The organism is Paenirhizobium daejeonense, from assembly GCF_014280875.1.
GTDB lineage: Bacteria > Pseudomonadota > Alphaproteobacteria > Rhizobiales > Rhizobiaceae > Allorhizobium > Allorhizobium daejeonense.
In genome coordinates this window covers 403157-418717 of record NZ_JACLAL010000004.1, presented here as the reverse complement: position 1 = coordinate 418717, position 15561 = coordinate 403157, and the positions used below count along the sequence as shown (strand labels likewise).

14 protein-coding genes and 1 riboswitch are annotated in these 15561 nt (G+C 60.1%); of the genes, 3 read left to right on the top strand and 11 right to left on the bottom strand.

What is annotated here, in order from left to right; genetic code table 11:
- Positions 1-147 precede the first annotated feature (147 nt).
- Positions 148-1245, bottom strand: coding sequence for a 2'-deoxycytidine 5'-triphosphate deaminase (locus H4I99_RS11870; RefSeq protein WP_163903245.1), 1098 nt, complete (start codon positions 1243-1245; stop codon positions 148-150).
- Between the two features lie 73 nt (positions 1246-1318).
- Positions 1319-1397, top strand: a riboswitch (SAM riboswitch).
- Between the two features lie 45 nt (positions 1398-1442).
- Here H4I99_RS11870 and H4I99_RS11865 point away from each other — a divergent pair.
- Entirely contained in the window at positions 1443-2627 is a 1185-nt protein-coding gene (locus H4I99_RS11865; RefSeq protein WP_163903243.1) for an O-succinylhomoserine sulfhydrylase, read from the top strand.
- Between the two features lie 201 nt (positions 2628-2828).
- Positions 2829-3221, top strand: coding sequence for a Co2+/Mg2+ efflux facilitator ApaG/CorD (gene apaG, locus H4I99_RS11860; protein ID WP_163903241.1), 393 nt, complete (start codon positions 2829-2831; stop codon positions 3219-3221).
- Positions 3222-3267: 46 nt separating this feature from the next.
- Here apaG and H4I99_RS11855 read toward each other — a convergent pair whose 3' ends face one another.
- The 3 genes from H4I99_RS11855 to H4I99_RS11845 all read right to left on the bottom strand — a co-directional run bounded on the left by H4I99_RS11855 (position 3268) and on the right by H4I99_RS11845 (position 6528).
- Positions 3268-4257: an Hsp33 family molecular chaperone gene (locus H4I99_RS11855; RefSeq protein WP_163903239.1), complete on the bottom strand. Its 990-nt coding sequence runs from the start codon at positions 4255-4257 to the stop codon at positions 3268-3270.
- 137 nt (positions 4258-4394) lie between these two features.
- Positions 4395-5312, bottom strand: a complete 918-nt coding sequence (gene argF / locus H4I99_RS11850; protein ID WP_163903237.1) for an ornithine carbamoyltransferase — start codon at positions 5310-5312, stop codon at positions 4395-4397.
- Positions 5313-5316: 4 nt separating this feature from the next.
- Complete coding sequence (locus tag H4I99_RS11845) at positions 5317-6528, bottom strand: aspartate aminotransferase family protein (RefSeq protein WP_163903235.1); 1212 nt, start codon at positions 6526-6528, stop codon at positions 5317-5319.
- A gap of 438 nt (positions 6529-6966) precedes the next feature.
- On the opposite strand from H4I99_RS11845, the gene H4I99_RS11840 reads away from it, so the two are divergent.
- On the top strand, positions 6967-7497 hold the full coding sequence (locus tag H4I99_RS11840; protein WP_163903233.1) for a GcrA family cell cycle regulator: 531 nt from the start codon (positions 6967-6969) through the stop codon (positions 7495-7497).
- 92 nt (positions 7498-7589) lie between these two features.
- Here H4I99_RS11840 and phoB read toward each other — a convergent pair whose 3' ends face one another.
- The 7 genes from phoB to phoR form a co-directional block, all read right to left on the bottom strand.
- Complete coding sequence (gene phoB, locus H4I99_RS11835) at positions 7590-8273, bottom strand: phosphate regulon transcriptional regulator PhoB (RefSeq protein ID WP_112827844.1); 684 nt, start codon at positions 8271-8273, stop codon at positions 7590-7592.
- Positions 8274-8306: 33 nt separating this feature from the next.
- The gene (phoU, locus tag H4I99_RS11830) at positions 8307-9020 is read right to left on the bottom strand and encodes a phosphate signaling complex protein PhoU (RefSeq protein WP_163903231.1); all 714 of its coding nucleotides are present in this window, start codon (positions 9018-9020) and stop codon (positions 8307-8309) included.
- A gap of 47 nt (positions 9021-9067) precedes the next feature.
- The gene (gene pstB / locus H4I99_RS11825) at positions 9068-9883 is read right to left on the bottom strand and encodes a phosphate ABC transporter ATP-binding protein PstB (protein WP_163903229.1); all 816 of its coding nucleotides are present in this window, start codon (positions 9881-9883) and stop codon (positions 9068-9070) included.
- A 13-nt stretch (positions 9884-9896) separates the two neighbouring features.
- On the bottom strand, positions 9897-11225 hold the full coding sequence (gene pstA / locus H4I99_RS11820; RefSeq protein WP_163903227.1) for a phosphate ABC transporter permease PstA: 1329 nt from the start codon (positions 11223-11225) through the stop codon (positions 9897-9899).
- On the bottom strand, positions 11222-12709 hold the full coding sequence (gene pstC / locus H4I99_RS11815; RefSeq protein ID WP_163903225.1) for a phosphate ABC transporter permease subunit PstC: 1488 nt from the start codon (positions 12707-12709) through the stop codon (positions 11222-11224). The genes pstA and pstC overlap by 4 nt, the downstream gene beginning before the upstream one ends.
- A gap of 172 nt (positions 12710-12881) precedes the next feature.
- Positions 12882-13907, bottom strand: coding sequence for a substrate-binding domain-containing protein (locus tag H4I99_RS11810; protein ID WP_163903223.1), 1026 nt, complete (start codon positions 13905-13907; stop codon positions 12882-12884).
- A 247-nt stretch (positions 13908-14154) separates the two neighbouring features.
- Complete coding sequence (phoR, locus tag H4I99_RS11805) at positions 14155-15381, bottom strand: phosphate regulon sensor histidine kinase PhoR (RefSeq protein ID WP_244625063.1); 1227 nt, start codon at positions 15379-15381, stop codon at positions 14155-14157.
- Positions 15382-15561 lie beyond the last annotated feature (180 nt).

Below are 15561 nucleotides of genomic sequence, written 5' to 3'. Positions count from 1 at the left end.
AGTTGCCGCGTCATGTCAAGAGCGAAACCCACGGAGGGCACGAACTCGCAGGTGCCACAGGACAAGGTGACTGAAGAGCAACGGCAGATTGCCGACGGGTTGCCAGCATTTCGCCGAGAGGCGGCCATCATGCGCTCCCAGGGACGCTCAGCCCCGGCGGAAGTGCTTGGATAGTTTGAGTCCCTGGGCCTGATAGTTGGAGCCGACTCCCGCACCATAAAGCCCCTGCGGGTGTTCCTGCATGTGTTCATACACCAGACGGCCGATCACCTGACCGTGCTCTAGGATGAAGGGCACTTCATGGCTGCGCACCTCAAGCACCGCCCGGCTGCCGGTGCCACCGGCCGCCGCGTGGCCGAAGCCGGGATCGAAGAAGCCAGCGTAATGTACACGGAATTCGCCGACCAGCGGGTCATAGGGCGTCATCTCCGCCGCATACAGCGGCGGGACATGAACCGCCTCGTTCGAGACAAGGATATAAAATTCGTCCGGATCGAGGATCAGCTCGTTTCCACCGCGGCTGTAGAGCGGTTCCCAGAAATCCAGAATGTCGTGGGCGTCCTTGCGATCGACATCGATCACGGCGGTATGATGCTTGCCGCGATAACCGATCAGGCCGTCGCTGCCGGACCCCTTGAGGTCGATGGAGAGCGCGATGCCGCCGCCGGAAACGTTGGGAGCATCGCTAGCAACCAGGGTTTCGGCTGCATGCAGGCCGAGAAGATCCGTCTCGTTGAGCAGCGCATGGCCGGTGCGGAAGCGGATCTGTGACAGGCGCGAACCGCGCCGGACGATGATCGGAAACGTTCTCGGGCTGATTTCCAGATAGAGTTGTCCCCGGTAGCCCGCAGGCACCTTGTCGAACTCCTGGGCATGATCGACCATCACGCGGGTAAAGATGTCGAGCCGGCCCGTCGAACTCTTCGGGTTCGCCGATGCCGAAATCTCCTCCGGCAGATCGAGGCTTTCCATCAGGGGCACGATGTACACACAGCCCGTCTCGAGAACGGCCCCTTCCCGCAGGTCGATCTCATGGAGGGTCAGCCGCTCGAGCTTTTCAGCGACCGTGTGGGCGCGGCCCGGCATGAAGCTCGCACGCACGCGCATGGCCTTGGAGCCGAGACGCAAATCGAGGCTCGCCGGCTGGATCTGGTCGTCGTCAAGCGCACCTTCGCTCTTCAGCCGACCTTCCGCGAACAATGCGCTGATGGCGCGATCCGCCAAAATCCCCGATTTCCTGTCCATTCTGCCCATCCTTTTCGGAGCCGACAAAAGCAAACCCAAGGAATTGACGCAAGCCCGAGATAGGCGTAATGCAGCCTTATCCCGTGGTGATTTGGCCGGTCGGCTTGCAGCCACGTTAAACAAGTGGCTAAAGAGACCGGGGTGAAACCGGTCTGCTAATCGCGGCCGGTTTTTTTGTTTTTGAAAGGCGCAATGGCATGAGCAAGAACTGGCGTCCGGCAACCCAGCTGGTACATGGCGGCACTCTTCGTTCACAGTTCGGCGAAACCTCAGAGGCGATCTATCTCACCCAGGGCTTCGTCTACGAAACGGCGGAATCGGCGGAAGCCCGCTTCAAAGGCGAGACCGACGGCTTCATCTACGCCAGATACGGCAGCCCGACCAACGACATGTTCGAAAGGCGCATGTGCCTGCTTGAAGGCGCCGAGGAGGCCCGCGCCACCGCCTCCGGCATGGCCGCCGTCGCCGGAGCCATCCTCTGCCAGCTCAAGGCCGGCGATCACATCGTTGCCGCCCGCGCCCTGTTCGGTTCCTGCCGCTGGGTCGTAGAGACGCTCGCTCCCAAGTACGGCATCGAATGCACGCTGGTCGACGGGCGCTTCCTGGAAAACTGGGAAAAGGCGATCCGTCCCAACACCAAGGTGATGTTCCTCGAAAGCCCGACCAATCCGACGCTGGAAGTGGTCGACATTGCCGGCGTGGCAAAACTTGCCAACCAGATCGGCGCGAAGGTCGTGGTCGACAATGTGTTCGCAACGCCGCTATTCCAGAGCCCGCTTGAACTTGGCGCACACGTCGTCGTCTACTCGGCCACCAAGCATATCGACGGACAGGGGCGCTGCCTCGGCGGCGTGGTGCTTTCGAGCAAGGAATGGATCGAGGAGCACTTCCAAGACTACTTCCGCCACACCGGCCCGTCCATGTCGCCCTTCAACGCCTGGACGCTGTTGAAGGCTGTCGAGACGCTGCCGCTGCGCATCGGCCAGCAGGCCCGCAACGCCGCCCGCATCGCCGATTTCATGGCCGAGCAGAAGCAGATCGCAAAGGTCATCTATCCGGGCCGCGCCGACCATCCGCAGGCCGATATCGTCGCCAAGCAGATGAAGGGCGGCTCGACGCTGGTCGCGCTGGAACTCAAGGGCGGCAAAGCAGCTGCCTTTGCGTTGCAGAATGCGCTCGATATTGTCAAAATCTCCAATAATCTGGGCGACGCCAAGAGCCTGATCACGCATCCGGCCACCACCACCCACAAGAACCTGACCGATGAGGCCCGTGCCGAACTCGGAATTTCGGGTGGAACGCTGCGTCTTTCCTGCGGAATCGAGGATACCGATGATCTTCTCGAAGACTTCGCCCGCGCGCTGAAGTCGGTCCCGGCCTGAGTGTTATTTCGGCGGCGGACAGATCGTCGGCGAGATATTTCCGGGCGGTTCCTGCAACCGCCCGGAACGGTTTCATGTTGCAACCGTTAGCCTTAATGGCGACACTCAATACGGCCGGTAACCTTTCCGGCATTATTGAATTCCAGAGCCGGGCCGCATGCTGTAAGCTATGGTAAGTGAGGCATTAAGAAGGTCTGGTGCATGTATCGCGCCCTGACACGAGATATAGAGGTCTGCGTAGAGCCGTATTATCTGGAGGAGCAATCCGATCCGGACGATAGTCGCTATGTCTGGGGCTATCGGATCGTGATCGCCAACCACTCCAAGATGTCGGTCCGCCTCACCCATCGCTACTGGCACATCACCGACCAGAACGGTCAGGTCGACGAAGTCAGCGGACCCGGCGTGATCGGTGAGCAACCCCGCCTGCGGCCCGGTGATACCTATGAGTATTCTTCGGGGTGCCCGCTCGATACGCCGTCAGGCATGATGTTCGGCCATTACCGGATGGAGACGGATGACGGCGAGGAATTCGAAGTCGCTATCCCTGCATTCTCCCTGGATGCGCCGGGCATGCAGCGCATCCTCAACTGAACCACCCGCAACCACGACAGGCCAGCCCCGGAGGGCCTGACCATTCTCAGACCTCTCGAACCTCTTCCGCCTCATAACGATAGACGGTGGAGCAGAATTCGCAGGTCACGGTGATCTTGCCGTCTTCCGCGCTGGCGGCGATGTCGTCATCGGAGAAGCCCTTCAGTACGCCCTTCACCTTTTCACGAGAGCAACTGCAGCGATCATAGACGGCCTGCGGATCGTAGACCCGGACACCCCGCTCGTGGAACAGACGGAACAGCAGGCGTTCGATGCCGATCTGAGGATCGGTGAGTTCATCCGCATCGATGGTATCGACGAGCATACGAGCTTCCGACCAAGTATCGTCCTCGGCAAGTGCCTGCTCTCCCGTATCACCGTCGCCGCCATGCAGGTCAGGCTGCCGCATCCGCTCCGGCGCATCGGGCAGGAACTGGGCGATCACCCCGCCGGCCCGCCAGCCACGTCGCGGCCGGCCTTCTTCGTCGCGATCGAAAAGTTCGGCCACGCCCAGACGAACCCTTGTCGGGATTTGCTCCGACTGGCGGAAATAGACACCGGCAATGTCTTCGAGCGAGGCGCCGTCCAGTGGCACGATACCCTGATAGGGTTGCATGAAGTTGCCTTGGTCAATGGTGAAGGCAAGGATGCCGTTGCCAAGCAATTCCTGCGGCGAGGTCCGTCCGGCGGCTACGGCTTCCGCAAGCGCCTCTTCGTCGAACCGGGCATAGGCGCGGAGGTTCTCCGGCGTCGAAAAATCGGCAACCAGAAGATCGACAGGTCCATCGCCCTTTGTCTGAACGACAAACTTGCCTTCGAATTTCAGCGAAGTCCCGATCAGGACCGTGAGCACGATCGCTTCTGCAAGCAGGCGCGCCACCGGCTGCGGATAGTCATGTCGTCCGAGAATGGTATCGAGCAACGGACCGAGCTGGACGGCTCGGCCGCGCACATCAAGTCCCTCCACCTGGAAGGGAACAACGCGATCGTCTCCGGCGAAACCGAATTCGCCGAGTTCGGCAGGCCTGCTTTGCATGTCATGAACTCCTGGCGCCGAAGCGCATAAAGATGCAGGGCGAACGCCCCATTTTCCGCACAAATGGGGTCGTTCTGCAACAAGGTCAAGCGAATGCCGAGACAATCACCGCTGGCGGTGTCCGACACCGGATGCGGTCAGATGGCGCCGAGGCACCAGGCAAGGATTGCCTTCTGGGCATGAAGACGGTTTTCCGCCTCATCGAATACCACGGATTGCGGCCCGTCGATCACGTCGTCGGTCACTTCCTCACCGCGATGGGCGGGCAGGCAATGCATGAACAGGGCGTCGGCCGAGGCGCGCTTCATCAACGGGCCATTGACCTGGAAAGGCTGGAAGACGTTGTGTCCGCGCGCCTTGTGCTCCTGATTCATGGAAATCCATGTGTCGGTGATGACGGCATCGGCGCCATCGACGGCGCGCTCTGCCTCATGGCACAGCATGACTTCGCCACCGTTGTTGCGAGCCCAGTTCATGAACTTGTCGTCCGGCTCGGAACCGAGAGGAACTGCCATGTTCATGCGATAGCCGAAGCGGGCGGAGCCCTCTACGAGGGAATGGAGCACGTTGTTGCCGTCGCCGGTCCAGGCCAGCGTCTTACCCTTGATCGGTCCGCGATGCTCCTCGAAGGTCATCACGTCAGCCATGATCTGGCAGGGATGCGTGCTGTCCGTCAGCGCATTGATGACCGGGACGGTTGCATGCTCCGCCATTTCCAGAAGTCGCGAATGGTCGGTCGTGCGGATCATGATAGCATCGACATAACGCGAGAGTACTTTGGCCGTATCGCCGATGGTTTCGGCGCGGCCGAGCTGCATCTCGGTGCCGGACAGGAATAGCGTTTCACCGCCAAGCTGGCGCATGCCCACATCGAAAGATACGCGCGTGCGCGTCGATGGTTTTTCGAAGATCATCGCCAGCATCTTGCCGGCCAGCGGCTTATCGGCAGTCCCTGCCTTGGTCGCCTGCTTGCGGGACTTCGCGTCTTCCAACATGAGACGCAGATCGGAAGAACTGACCGCGGAAAGATCGAGAAAATGCTTTGGGGATGCCATGCTGTTACCTGCTTTCATTCCGGGCTGCAGTGTCGAGCGTCGCCCGAACCTTCTCGGCTGCGAGACCAACCCGGTTCAGACCTTCCCGGGCTTCTTCTGCCGTGGTGACCAGTGGCGGAAGTAGACGAATGACGTTGTCACCGGCGGGAACGCCGAGGATGTGCTGGTCGCGCATCGCCTGCAACAGTTCGCCCGAGGGAACCTTTGCCTTGATGCCGAGCATCAGACCTTCGCCGCGAATCTCTTCGATCACATCCGGGAAGCGGTCCTTGAGTTCCGCAAGCCCCTGACGAAAGACGAGCGCGACATCGCGCACGTGCTCGAGGAAACCATCGGCGAGGATGACGTCAAGCACGGCATTGCCGACCGCCATAGCGAGCGGATTGCCGCCATAGGTGGAGCCGTGAGTGCCGGCCTTCATGCCTGAGGCCGCTTCCTCAGTCGCAAGGCAGGCACCGAGCGGAAAGCCGCCACCGATGCCCTTGGCCACAGCCATGATGTCGGGCGCGATGCCAGACCATTCATAGGCAAAAAGCTTGCCTGTACGGCCCACGCCGCACTGGACCTCATCGAAGATCAGCAGGAGACCTTTTTCATCGCAAAGCTTGCGCAACTCCTTCAGGAAGCCGGCAGGCGCCGGACGAATGCCGCCTTCGCCCTGAATCGGCTCGATGAGGATGGCCGCCGTCTCGTCGGTAATCGCAGCCTTAACAGCGTCCAGATCACCGAAGGGCACCTGATCGAAACCCGAAGCCTTAGGGCCAAAGCCCTCGAGATACTTAGCCTGACCGCCGGCGGCGATCGTCGCCAGCGTACGACCGTGGAAAGCGCCCTCGAACGTGATGATATGGAACCGCTCGCCATGCCCCTTCGAAAACTGGTAGCGGCGCGCCGTCTTGATGGCGCATTCGAGCGCTTCGGCACCCGAATTGGTGAAGAACACCCGGTCCGCAAAAGTTGCCTCGGTGAGACGCTTGCCCAGCTTTTCCTGACCGGGGATCTCGTAGAGGTTCGATAGATGCCAGACCTTGTCTGCCTGCTCGCGCAGTGCGCCGACCAGATGAGGATGCGCATGCCCCAGCGAGTTCACGGCAACGCCGGCTGCGAAATCGAGATATCGCTCTCCGTTTTCCGTGATCAGCCACACGCCCTCGCCTCGCTCGAAACGCAGCGGCGCACGCATGTATGTCTGATAGAGCGGAGAGGCCTCGGCCATGGCGGAAATCTCCTTTCGGAAGAGCATCTGTCTTGTCTGATGGGAATTGTCCGTGAACTCTCACGACCAAGCCCGAAAAATCAAAAATGCCGCCTTGCGGCGGCGGTGGCACTATCGACATTTCACCCATGCCTGTCAACGAAACACCGCAGAAAAGCGGAATTTTCGGCATAGCGCGACACATGTAAGGGTTGGGCGGCAACCAGGAGAGATAAAGCGCGCCGAGGTAGCAAGTTGGGGAAAACTCGGAAATCGATTCCCGATGATTCCGCCGACTCTTGTCACGGAGTCAGCCTCACACTAGGTTAACGTCAAATAAAGAAATTGCATGCGGCGGAAATAGTCACCGACAATATCGAGGTAGGTTTGTCTCGGAGTTTTTCGAGGCAACGGTGAACGATTCTGCCGGCACGAAATGATACGGCGGAGAATAATGGCATGAACTGGACAGACGAGCGAGTAGAAAAGCTGAAACGGCTTTGGGCCGAGGGCTTGAGCGCGAGCCAGATTGCCGCGCAACTTGGCGGAGTGAGCCGAAATGCTGTTATCGGCAAGGTTCACCGTCTCAGCCTTCCTGGCCGAGCGAAGGCCGGCGGAAACGCCACGACCGCGCGCACCGCAAAGCGCGCACCGACCGCACCGCGGGCTCCCGCCTATGCACCGCGCGTCGCAACCCGTACCGTTGCTCGTCCGGTTGGCGCCAACATGCTGAAGGAAGAGATCGAGATCGAAGGCGTCGAGGAAATGGAAATCGTTCCGTCGACGTCGCGCAACGTGATCGTTCCGATCTCGCGCCGGCTGGCGCTGACGGAACTCACTGAGCGCACCTGCAAGTGGCCGATCGGTGATCCGATGAAGGACGACTTTCATTTCTGCGGCTGCGAGTCTTCCGACAGCTCTCCCTATTGCAGCTACCACGCAAAGCTGGCCTATCAGCCGGTTAGCGATCGGCGCAAGGCCGCCCGTTAAGGGCTGGCCATCGGCAGGCCGACACAGGAAATGCAAAACGGGCCTTTCGGCCCGTTTTTTGTTACCGACAGTGCTGTTTTCGAGACGACCCGTCAGGCTTCCATGGAGTAGCCAGCGCCGCGAACGGTGCGGATGACATCCTGCATGTTGGAGAAGTTGAGTGCCTTGCGCAGGCGACCGACATGCACATCGACGGTACGCTCGTCCACGTAGATATCGTGGCCCCAGACGCCATCCAGAAGTTGGGAGCGGGAGAATACGCGACCAGGCGAGGCCATCAGGAATTCAAGCAGGCGGAATTCGGTCGGCCCGAGCCGGACTTCCCGGCTCTTGCGATGGACACGATGGGTCTCTCGATCCAGCTCTATGTCTCCGCAACGCAGGACACTGGACAAGACCTCGGGACGCGCGCGGCGCAGCATGGCTTTGACACGGGCCATGAGTTCCGGTGTGGAGAAGGGCTTGACGACATAGTCGTCGGCGCCCGTCGCCAGCCCGCGCACGCGTTCGCTTTCCTCGCCACGTGCCGTTAACATGATGATCGGTAGACGCTCGGTCTCCGGTCGCATGCGTAGCCTGCGGCAAAGCTCGATGCCGGAGACGCCGGGCAGCATCCAATCGAGGATCAGCAGGTCGGGGACCCGTTCCTGCAGTCTCAGTTCAGCCTCGTCGCCACGAAGGATGGTCTCCACTTCGTAGCCTTCCGCCTCGAGATTGTAACGAAGAAGCACGCTCAGTGCTTCTTCATCTTCAACGACAGCAATCTTGGGCAACATCGACTTCGATTACCTCTCACAGTGCCTTACGGTTCATTCGGCGATAGCGCCGACGGTAGACGTCAGATCTTCCTTCGGGCGCTCGCCTTCGGGCTGGGCACCGGTCGCCATGTAGTAGATGGTCTCGGCGATGTTGGTGGCGTGGTCGCCGATGCGTTCAATGTTCTTGGCGCAGAACAGGAGATGCGTGCAACTGGTGATGTTGCGCGGATCTTCCATCATGTAGGTGAGAAGCTCGCGGAAGAGCGAAGTGTAGATGGCGTCGATTTCCTCGTCGCGATCACGGATCGACTTGGCCTTTTCGGGCGAGCGCGTTGTGTAGACGTCAAGCACTTCCTTGAGTTGCACCAGGGCAAGCTCGGACAGGTGTTCGATACCGCGGGCGAGCTTGCGCGGCACGCCGGTGGCCTGCACGGCCATGACGCGCTTGGCATTGCTCTTGCCGAGGTCACCGACGCGCTCCAGGTCGTTGGCGATGCGTAGTGCACCGATGATCTCGCGAAGATCGGCTGCAACCGGCTGACGGCGGGCAATCGTGACGATCGCCTTGTCGCCGATTTCGCGTTCGGCGGCATCCATGATGACGTCGTCGGAGATGACCTTCTGCGCAAGGGCGGCATCGGAATTGACGAGTGCGCGGACGCTGTCGCCGACCATCTGCTCGGCAAGGCCACCCATCTCGGAGATGCGGCGCATCAGGTACTTCAGTTCCTCGTCATAAGCCGAGTAGATATGCGATGAAGACATGTTCTTTATATCCCTGAATTGGAAAATCGATCACTGGCGCGGCTGCATCAGCCGAAGCGACCCATGATGTAGTCCTGCGTGCGCTGATCGTCCGGATTGGTGAACATCTTGTCGGTATCGTTTTCCTCGACCAGAAGGCCGAGGTGGAACATGGCCGTGCGCTGGGAAACGCGGGCCGCCTGCTGCATGGAGTGCGTCACGATGACGATCGTGAAGTTGGAGCGCAGCTCGTGGATCAGTTCCTCGACCTTGGCGGTCGCGATAGGGTCAAGAGCCGAGCATGGCTCATCCATCAGGATGACTTCCGGGCTGACGGCAACGGCGCGGGCGATGCAAAGGCGCTGCTGCTGACCGCCGGAGAGGCCGGTGCCGGATTCCTGCAGGCGATCCTTCACTTCGTTCCACAGGCCGGCTTTCTGGAGGCTGGTTTCGACGATCTGATCGAGATCCGCCTTCGACCTGGCCAGACCATGGATGCGCGGGCCGTAGGAAATGTTCTCGTAGATCGACTTCGGGAACGGGTTCGGCTTCTGGAAGACCATCCCGACGCGGGCGCGCAGCTCGACCACATCAATGGACGGATCGTAGATATCCATCTCGTCGAGCGTGATCTTGCCGGTGACACGGCAGCCGTCAATCGTGTCGTTCATGCGGTTAAGCGTCCTGAGGAAGGTGGACTTGCCGCAACCCGAGGGGCCGATGAGCGCGGTCACCGTGTTCTCGCGAACGTTCAGGTTCACGTCGAAAAGCGCACGCTTCTCGCCGTAGTAGACCGACACGTCCTTGCCAATCATCTTGTAGTTCACATCGCTCATTTTCTGATCCAGCGCCTTTTCAACTGCTGATTCCGACATCATGTTCATGTCAATTCTCCCTCTACCAGCGCCGTTCGAAGCGCCGGCGCAACAGGATTGCGCCCACATTCATTACCAGAAGGAACAGGAGCAGGATGATGATCGCTCCCGAAGTACGTTCCACGAAGGCGCGTTCGGCCTCGTTCGCCCACTGATAGATCTGCACCGGCAGGGCGGTCGAGGGATCGAGCGGGGTGCCCGGGTAGTTGGCGACGAAGGCCACCATGCCGATCAGCAGCAGCGGCGCCGTTTCGCCAAGAGCGTGCGCCAGGCCGATGATGGTGCCCGTCAGAATGCCTGGCATGGCGAGCGGCAGCACGTGATGGAAGACCGTCTGCATCTTCGAAGCGCCGAGGCCAAGAGCGGCAGCACGGATCGACGGAGGCACGGCCTTAAGAGCCGCACGGGTGGCGATGATGATCGTCGGCAACGTCATCAGCGTCAGGACGAGACCGCCGACGATCGAGGCCGAACGGGGAAGGCCCATGAAGTTGATGAACACTGCGAGACCGAGGAGACCGAACACGATGGAAGGAACAGCAGCAAGGTTGTTGATGTTCACCTCAATAAGGTCGGTGAAGCGGTTCTTCGGAGCGAACTCCTCGAGATAGATGGAGGCGGCGACACCGATCGGCAGCGCAAGCACCAGAACGATCGCCATCATGTAGGCGGAACCGATGAGGGCAACGCCGACACCCGCGGCTTCCGGACGGCTCGATGCGCCGTTGACGAAGATACCGGTGTTGAAGTGCCCGCCAAGGGTGCCGCTTTCGGCAAGCTGGTTCATCCAGCCGACCTGCTTGTCGGAAACCTTGCGGTTCTGCTCAGGCACCGAGAGATCGATTTGCCCCTTATAGGCGGAGTCTATACTGGCGCTGGCAAGCAGTGTCACCGGAACGGTCTTTCCGATGATCGACGGATCGGCGAGAACCATGTCACGCAGGGTCACGCGGACGCCATCGGACAGCATGTCCTGGACTGCGCGAGCCTGGGTACGGTCACTCGTATCGACGCCGAGAACCTTGGCTACCGCATCCCGGGCAAGAACCGGATAGTTCGCCATCTGCAGCACGTTCGGGCTCTCGGCCCGCTTGTTGTTCGGGTCGATGACCTTTTCCGAAAACTCGATCGGAACGGTGATCATCGTCTGTTCAAAGGCCGTATAGCCCTTTGAAATGACCGAGAACAGCAGGAGAAACAGGAACAGCAGACCGAAGGCAATGGCAGCGATGCCATACGCACGGAAGCGGCGTTCTGCGGCGTAGCGGCGCTTGATGCCGATATCGCGACGGTTGCCGGCACCGGTCGCACCGGCGACCGTGGTCGAAGCGGGGGTTACGACCTGGCTCATTCGTACTGCTCCCGGTATTTGCGCACAATGTAGAGCGCGTAGATGTTGAGGCAAAGCGTAATCGCGAAGAGCGTGATGCCGAGCGCGAAAGCCACCAGCGTCTGCGGCGAGGTAAACTCAAGGTCGCCGGTGAGCTGGTTGACGATCTTGACGGTCACGGTGGTCATCGGCTCGAAGGGATTGAGCTGCATGCGGGCGGCAACGCCGGCCGCAAGCACCACGATCATTGTTTCGCCGATGGCGCGTGATGCCGTCATCAGCAACGCGCCGACGATGCCCGGCAATGCCGCTGGTAGGATGACGCGCTTCACCGTTTCGGAACGCGTGGCACCAAGGCCGAGCGAACCGTCGCGCAGCGCGCGGGGGACGGCGGTAATGATGTCATCTGACAGCGAGGAAACATAGGGGATCAGCATGATGCCCATGACGAAGCCGGCCGTCAGAACGCTTTGTGCCTGAATGAAGGTGACGTAGTTGCCCGTCGTCAGCCCGGCGAGCTGCGTCGAGAGATCACGCAGGAACGGACCAACCGTGGTCATGGCGAAGAAACCATAGACGATGGTCGGAATGCCGGCCAACACTTCGAGCAGCGGCTTGACGACTGAGCGTACCGTCGGCGTGGCGTATTCGGCCATGTAGATCGCCGAGAACAAGCCGACTGGAACTGCGAACAGCATCGCCACGAAGCCGATGTACAGCGTGCCGAGAAGAAGTGGCAGGAGACCGAACTGACCGGAGGAGTCCGTCGAGCCGGCGGCGGCGAAGCGCGGATCCCAGACAGTTCCGAAGAAAAACTCCCAAGCCGGTACCGCCCTAAAAAAGTGGATGGCCTCGGTCAGCATGGAGAGCACGATGCCGACAGTGGTTAGGATCGCGATCGACGACGCCACGATCAGGGCCACCAGAATCGCCTGCTCGACGCGATTACGTGCCCTGAAGCGCGGCGCGATGAAACGCTGGCTCACGAGAGCGCCGAGGACGGAGACCGTCAGGACGACGACGACCATTGCCATGCGATTGGCATTGGCAAAATCGACCATCGTTTCCGCAGCGGCCATCATGTAAGGCTGCGGATCGTCGGCGATGGCCACGCCACGTTCGGCCAGAAGCGCGCGGACCTCGGAAGGAGATGCGGCTTCGACAGCGGAACGGTTGGCATCGTCGAGCTGACGTAGGCCATTCGCGATTGAGGAGATCATTCCGTAGTTGAGGTTGCGGGTTGCCTCAGGCAACGCCTGAACCTCTTCAGGGAAAGTCGCGGTGACGCGGCTATGGATCATCGCCGGTGAGACTGCGGACCAAATGGCCATCAATAGCAATGCGGGCAGAATGGCCACGAGCGCGGAGAACGCCCCGTGATAGCCAAAACGGGAATGGAGGCTGGAGGGCTTGCCTGCAGCGAGACTTGCAGCTCTCGAAGAGCCGATCACATAGGCGACAATGCCTATGACGATCACTATCAGCAGCAGAAGAGATGTACTCATCGTCACTTCCCCGGATCTGCAGGTCTGACCTGCCATGCATCCGTTGCTCGAAGTTTCACCTGATCACGACTTAAAAATGGGCTAAAAGCCAGGGCCGGAGCATTAGCGGGACGGCCACAATATTCTCATGCAGGAAGCCGGCGCGACGAAATCGCCGCGCCGGCGCCATTGATTACTTGCCTTCGGCGAACTTGGCGCGAGCGGCTTCACGCTCTGCGTCCGGAGCCGGGACGAGGCCATAAGCAGCGAGCGGGCCGTCCGGGCCAACCATCTGGTCGTCGAGGAAGAATTCAACGTATTCCTTCAGGCCCGGAATAACGCCCAGGTGAGCCTTCTTGACGTAGAAGTACAGCGGGCGGGAAACCGGATATTCGCCGGAAGCTACGGTTTCAACGCTCGGCTTGATGCCGCTGATGGTGGCAACCTTCAGCTTGTCGGCGTTGTTTTCGTAGAAGGACAGGCCGAACACGCCGATAGCGGTCTTGTTGGCGTCGATACGAGCGAGCGTTTCAGTGTAGTCGCCGTCGATGTCGACAGCCTTGCCGTCCTTGCGAACAGCAACACACTTCTTCGGAGCGGTCTTCTCGTCAACCAGGGTCTTGATAACGTCGAGGGCCTTGGTGTCCTTGCAGCCGTGGGTCATGATCTTCTCTTCGAAGACTTCACGGGTGCCGTGCTTTTCGCCTGGGATGAAAGCAGCGATTTCAGCGTCCGGCAGGTCCTTGTTGATTTCCGACCACTTCTTGTAGGGGTTGGCAACCAGCTTACCGTCGACGACGACTTCCGCCGCCAGAGCCTGATACAGGTCGGACGGGGTCAGGGCGAGGTCCTTGTTGGAAGCATCGACAGCGAAGACGATACCGTCGTAGCCGAACTTGACTTCCTGGAAGTCGGTTACGCCAGCGGCCTTGCAAGCTTCAGCTTCGTCGTCCTTGATCTTGCGCGAAGCGTTGGCGATGTCGATGGTGTCAGGGCCGACGCCCTTGCAGAATTCCTTCAGGCCAGCGCCGGTGCCGCCGGATTCAACGACCGGGGTCTTGAAGTTGGAGAAGGTCTCGCCGAAGGTTTCAGCGACGATCTTTGCGTACGGCAGAACGGTCGAGGAGCCGGCGATCTGGACCTGGTCGCGGGCAGCAGCAGCGCCAGCAAAGGCGACAGAGGCAACCAGAGCTGCAACCGAAAGCTTGAGGATGTTCATACAAAATCTCCCGTCAGTGGGCTTGTGTGTCGATGCGACCGCCAACGGCACTCATTGTCGTCGTGATCGGCAGGCCCTTATTAGCCCCTGTTCACTCACCCTTTTATGTCAGTACGGTGAAACATTTATGACACATCAAATACTTGAAATTTAATGGTTTTTTCAAAACAAAACAGTCGTCTGTGCAGGTTTTGTTACAAACGCTGCAACATTTCAGCCCCTGAGAGCGCCAAAGGCGAAAAACCCGTCAGAAGCGGACGGTGAACTCCGTTCCCACACCCACGGCCGACTTGACGATCAGTCGAGCACGATGCCGGGTCAGGATGTGCTTGACGATCGCAAGGCCGAGCCCGGTTCCCTTCTTGGAACGGCTGTCCGCCACGCTGACACGATAGAACCGTTCGGTCAGTCGCGGGACGTGTTCAGCGGGGATGCCGGGGCCGAAATCCAGCACACTGACCTCCACTGGGCCACCCGGCGGGTTACGGACATAGACATCGACGACGTGGCCCTCCTGTCCATACTTGCAGGCGTTTTCGATGAGGTTCTCGAAAACCTGGACGAGTTCGTCGCGGTCGCCCAGAACCTCCGCCTTCTCCTCCGGCAGATGGAGACGGATATCGACCTCAAGATCCTTGGCCAGGGGAGCAAGGGAATCCCGTACATGCCCGATCACGGGCACGAGGTCGACCTTCTGGTCGGGTGCGAGATGCGCCTTGAGTTCGAGACGGGAGAGCGACAGAAGGTCATCCACCAAACGGCTCATCCGGTTGGCCTGATCCAGCATGATGGCGAGAAAGCGCTCCTGCGCTTTCGGATCTGCGCGTGCCGGTCCTTGCATCGTTTCGATGAACCCGCGCAGTGACGCGAGCGGCGTGCGCAGTTCGTGGCTGGCATTGGCGACGAAGTCGCTGCGCATGCGGTCCAGCCGCCTCAGTTCCGAGATATCCCTGAACGACAGAAGAAACAGTGCCTCATCGCCTCTCTCTTCGGAAATCGGCACCGGCGCGATGCGTACGATATAGACCCGTTCGGATGGCAGCCGCTCGGAATGCTCTATCTGGTTCGGCTCATCTGTGGCAATCGTCTCGCGCACCATGTCGAGAATGCTCGGGGAGCGCCAGCGCGCGGAAATGTGCTGACCGGGGGAAAGCTCACCGAAGACCTTTTGCGCGGAGTAATTCTGACCGCGCAGCATGCCGTCCCGACCAATGACGAAGACCGGTAGGTCCAGCGCCTGCAACGTTGACAGGATGGTGGGAAAAATCGGCTCCCCGTCATCGTTCGCAACGACCTCCGGCAGGACCGCAAGCGGTTCCCCCGCCTGCTCGTCACCCTGCTGCACCAGAATTGCAAGAACACTGAGGACGAAGAGAATGACGGAGAATACGGGGTCGGCACCGGAGAGATAGGCGGCGAGAGAAATCAGACATGCAGCCAGCAGGTATGCCCCACCGGATCGGATCCGCCGCAAAAGCCTGCTCCACTCGAATGAACCTTCTGCCACTGAAACCTCGCCTGATGAGTGCATGCCCGATCGTCAAACAGCCGTGATATCGCCGATTCATGACAGATCTATGCGAGGCTTGCCATCATTCGCCCCTGTTATCCCCATGCCTGACGGTGGCATTCCGCAACAGCACGCATATTTCCG

What these genes read in the sequence shown, in the direction of transcription:
- H4I99_RS11870 (WP_163903245.1), bottom strand. Translation starts at nt 1,245, where the DNA reads ATGGACAGGAAATCGGGGATTTTGGCGGATCGCGCCATCAGCGCATTG.
- H4I99_RS11865 (WP_163903243.1), top strand. Translation starts at nt 1,443, where the DNA reads ATGAGCAAGAACTGGCGTCCGGCAACCCAGCTGGTACATGGCGGCACT.
- apaG (WP_163903241.1), top strand. Translation starts at nt 2,829, where the DNA reads ATGTATCGCGCCCTGACACGAGATATAGAGGTCTGCGTAGAGCCGTAT.
- H4I99_RS11855 (WP_163903239.1), bottom strand. Translation starts at nt 4,257, where the DNA reads ATGCAAAGCAGGCCTGCCGAACTCGGCGAATTCGGTTTCGCCGGAGAC.
- argF (WP_163903237.1), bottom strand. Translation starts at nt 5,312, where the DNA reads ATGGCATCCCCAAAGCATTTTCTCGATCTTTCCGCGGTCAGTTCTTCC.
- H4I99_RS11845 (WP_163903235.1), bottom strand. Translation starts at nt 6,528, where the DNA reads ATGGCCGAGGCCTCTCCGCTCTATCAGACATACATGCGTGCGCCGCTG.
- H4I99_RS11840 (WP_163903233.1), top strand. Translation starts at nt 6,967, where the DNA reads ATGAACTGGACAGACGAGCGAGTAGAAAAGCTGAAACGGCTTTGGGCC.
- phoB (WP_112827844.1), bottom strand. Translation starts at nt 8,273, where the DNA reads ATGTTGCCCAAGATTGCTGTCGTTGAAGATGAAGAAGCACTGAGCGTG.
- phoU (WP_163903231.1), bottom strand. Translation starts at nt 9,020, where the DNA reads ATGTCTTCATCGCATATCTACTCGGCTTATGACGAGGAACTGAAGTAC.
- pstB (WP_163903229.1), bottom strand. Translation starts at nt 9,883, where the DNA reads ATGAACATGATGTCGGAATCAGCAGTTGAAAAGGCGCTGGATCAGAAA.
- pstA (WP_163903227.1), bottom strand. Translation starts at nt 11,225, where the DNA reads ATGAGCCAGGTCGTAACCCCCGCTTCGACCACGGTCGCCGGTGCGACC.
- pstC (WP_163903225.1), bottom strand. Translation starts at nt 12,709, where the DNA reads ATGAGTACATCTCTTCTGCTGCTGATAGTGATCGTCATAGGCATTGTC.
- H4I99_RS11810 (WP_163903223.1), bottom strand. Translation starts at nt 13,907, where the DNA reads ATGAACATCCTCAAGCTTTCGGTTGCAGCTCTGGTTGCCTCTGTCGCC.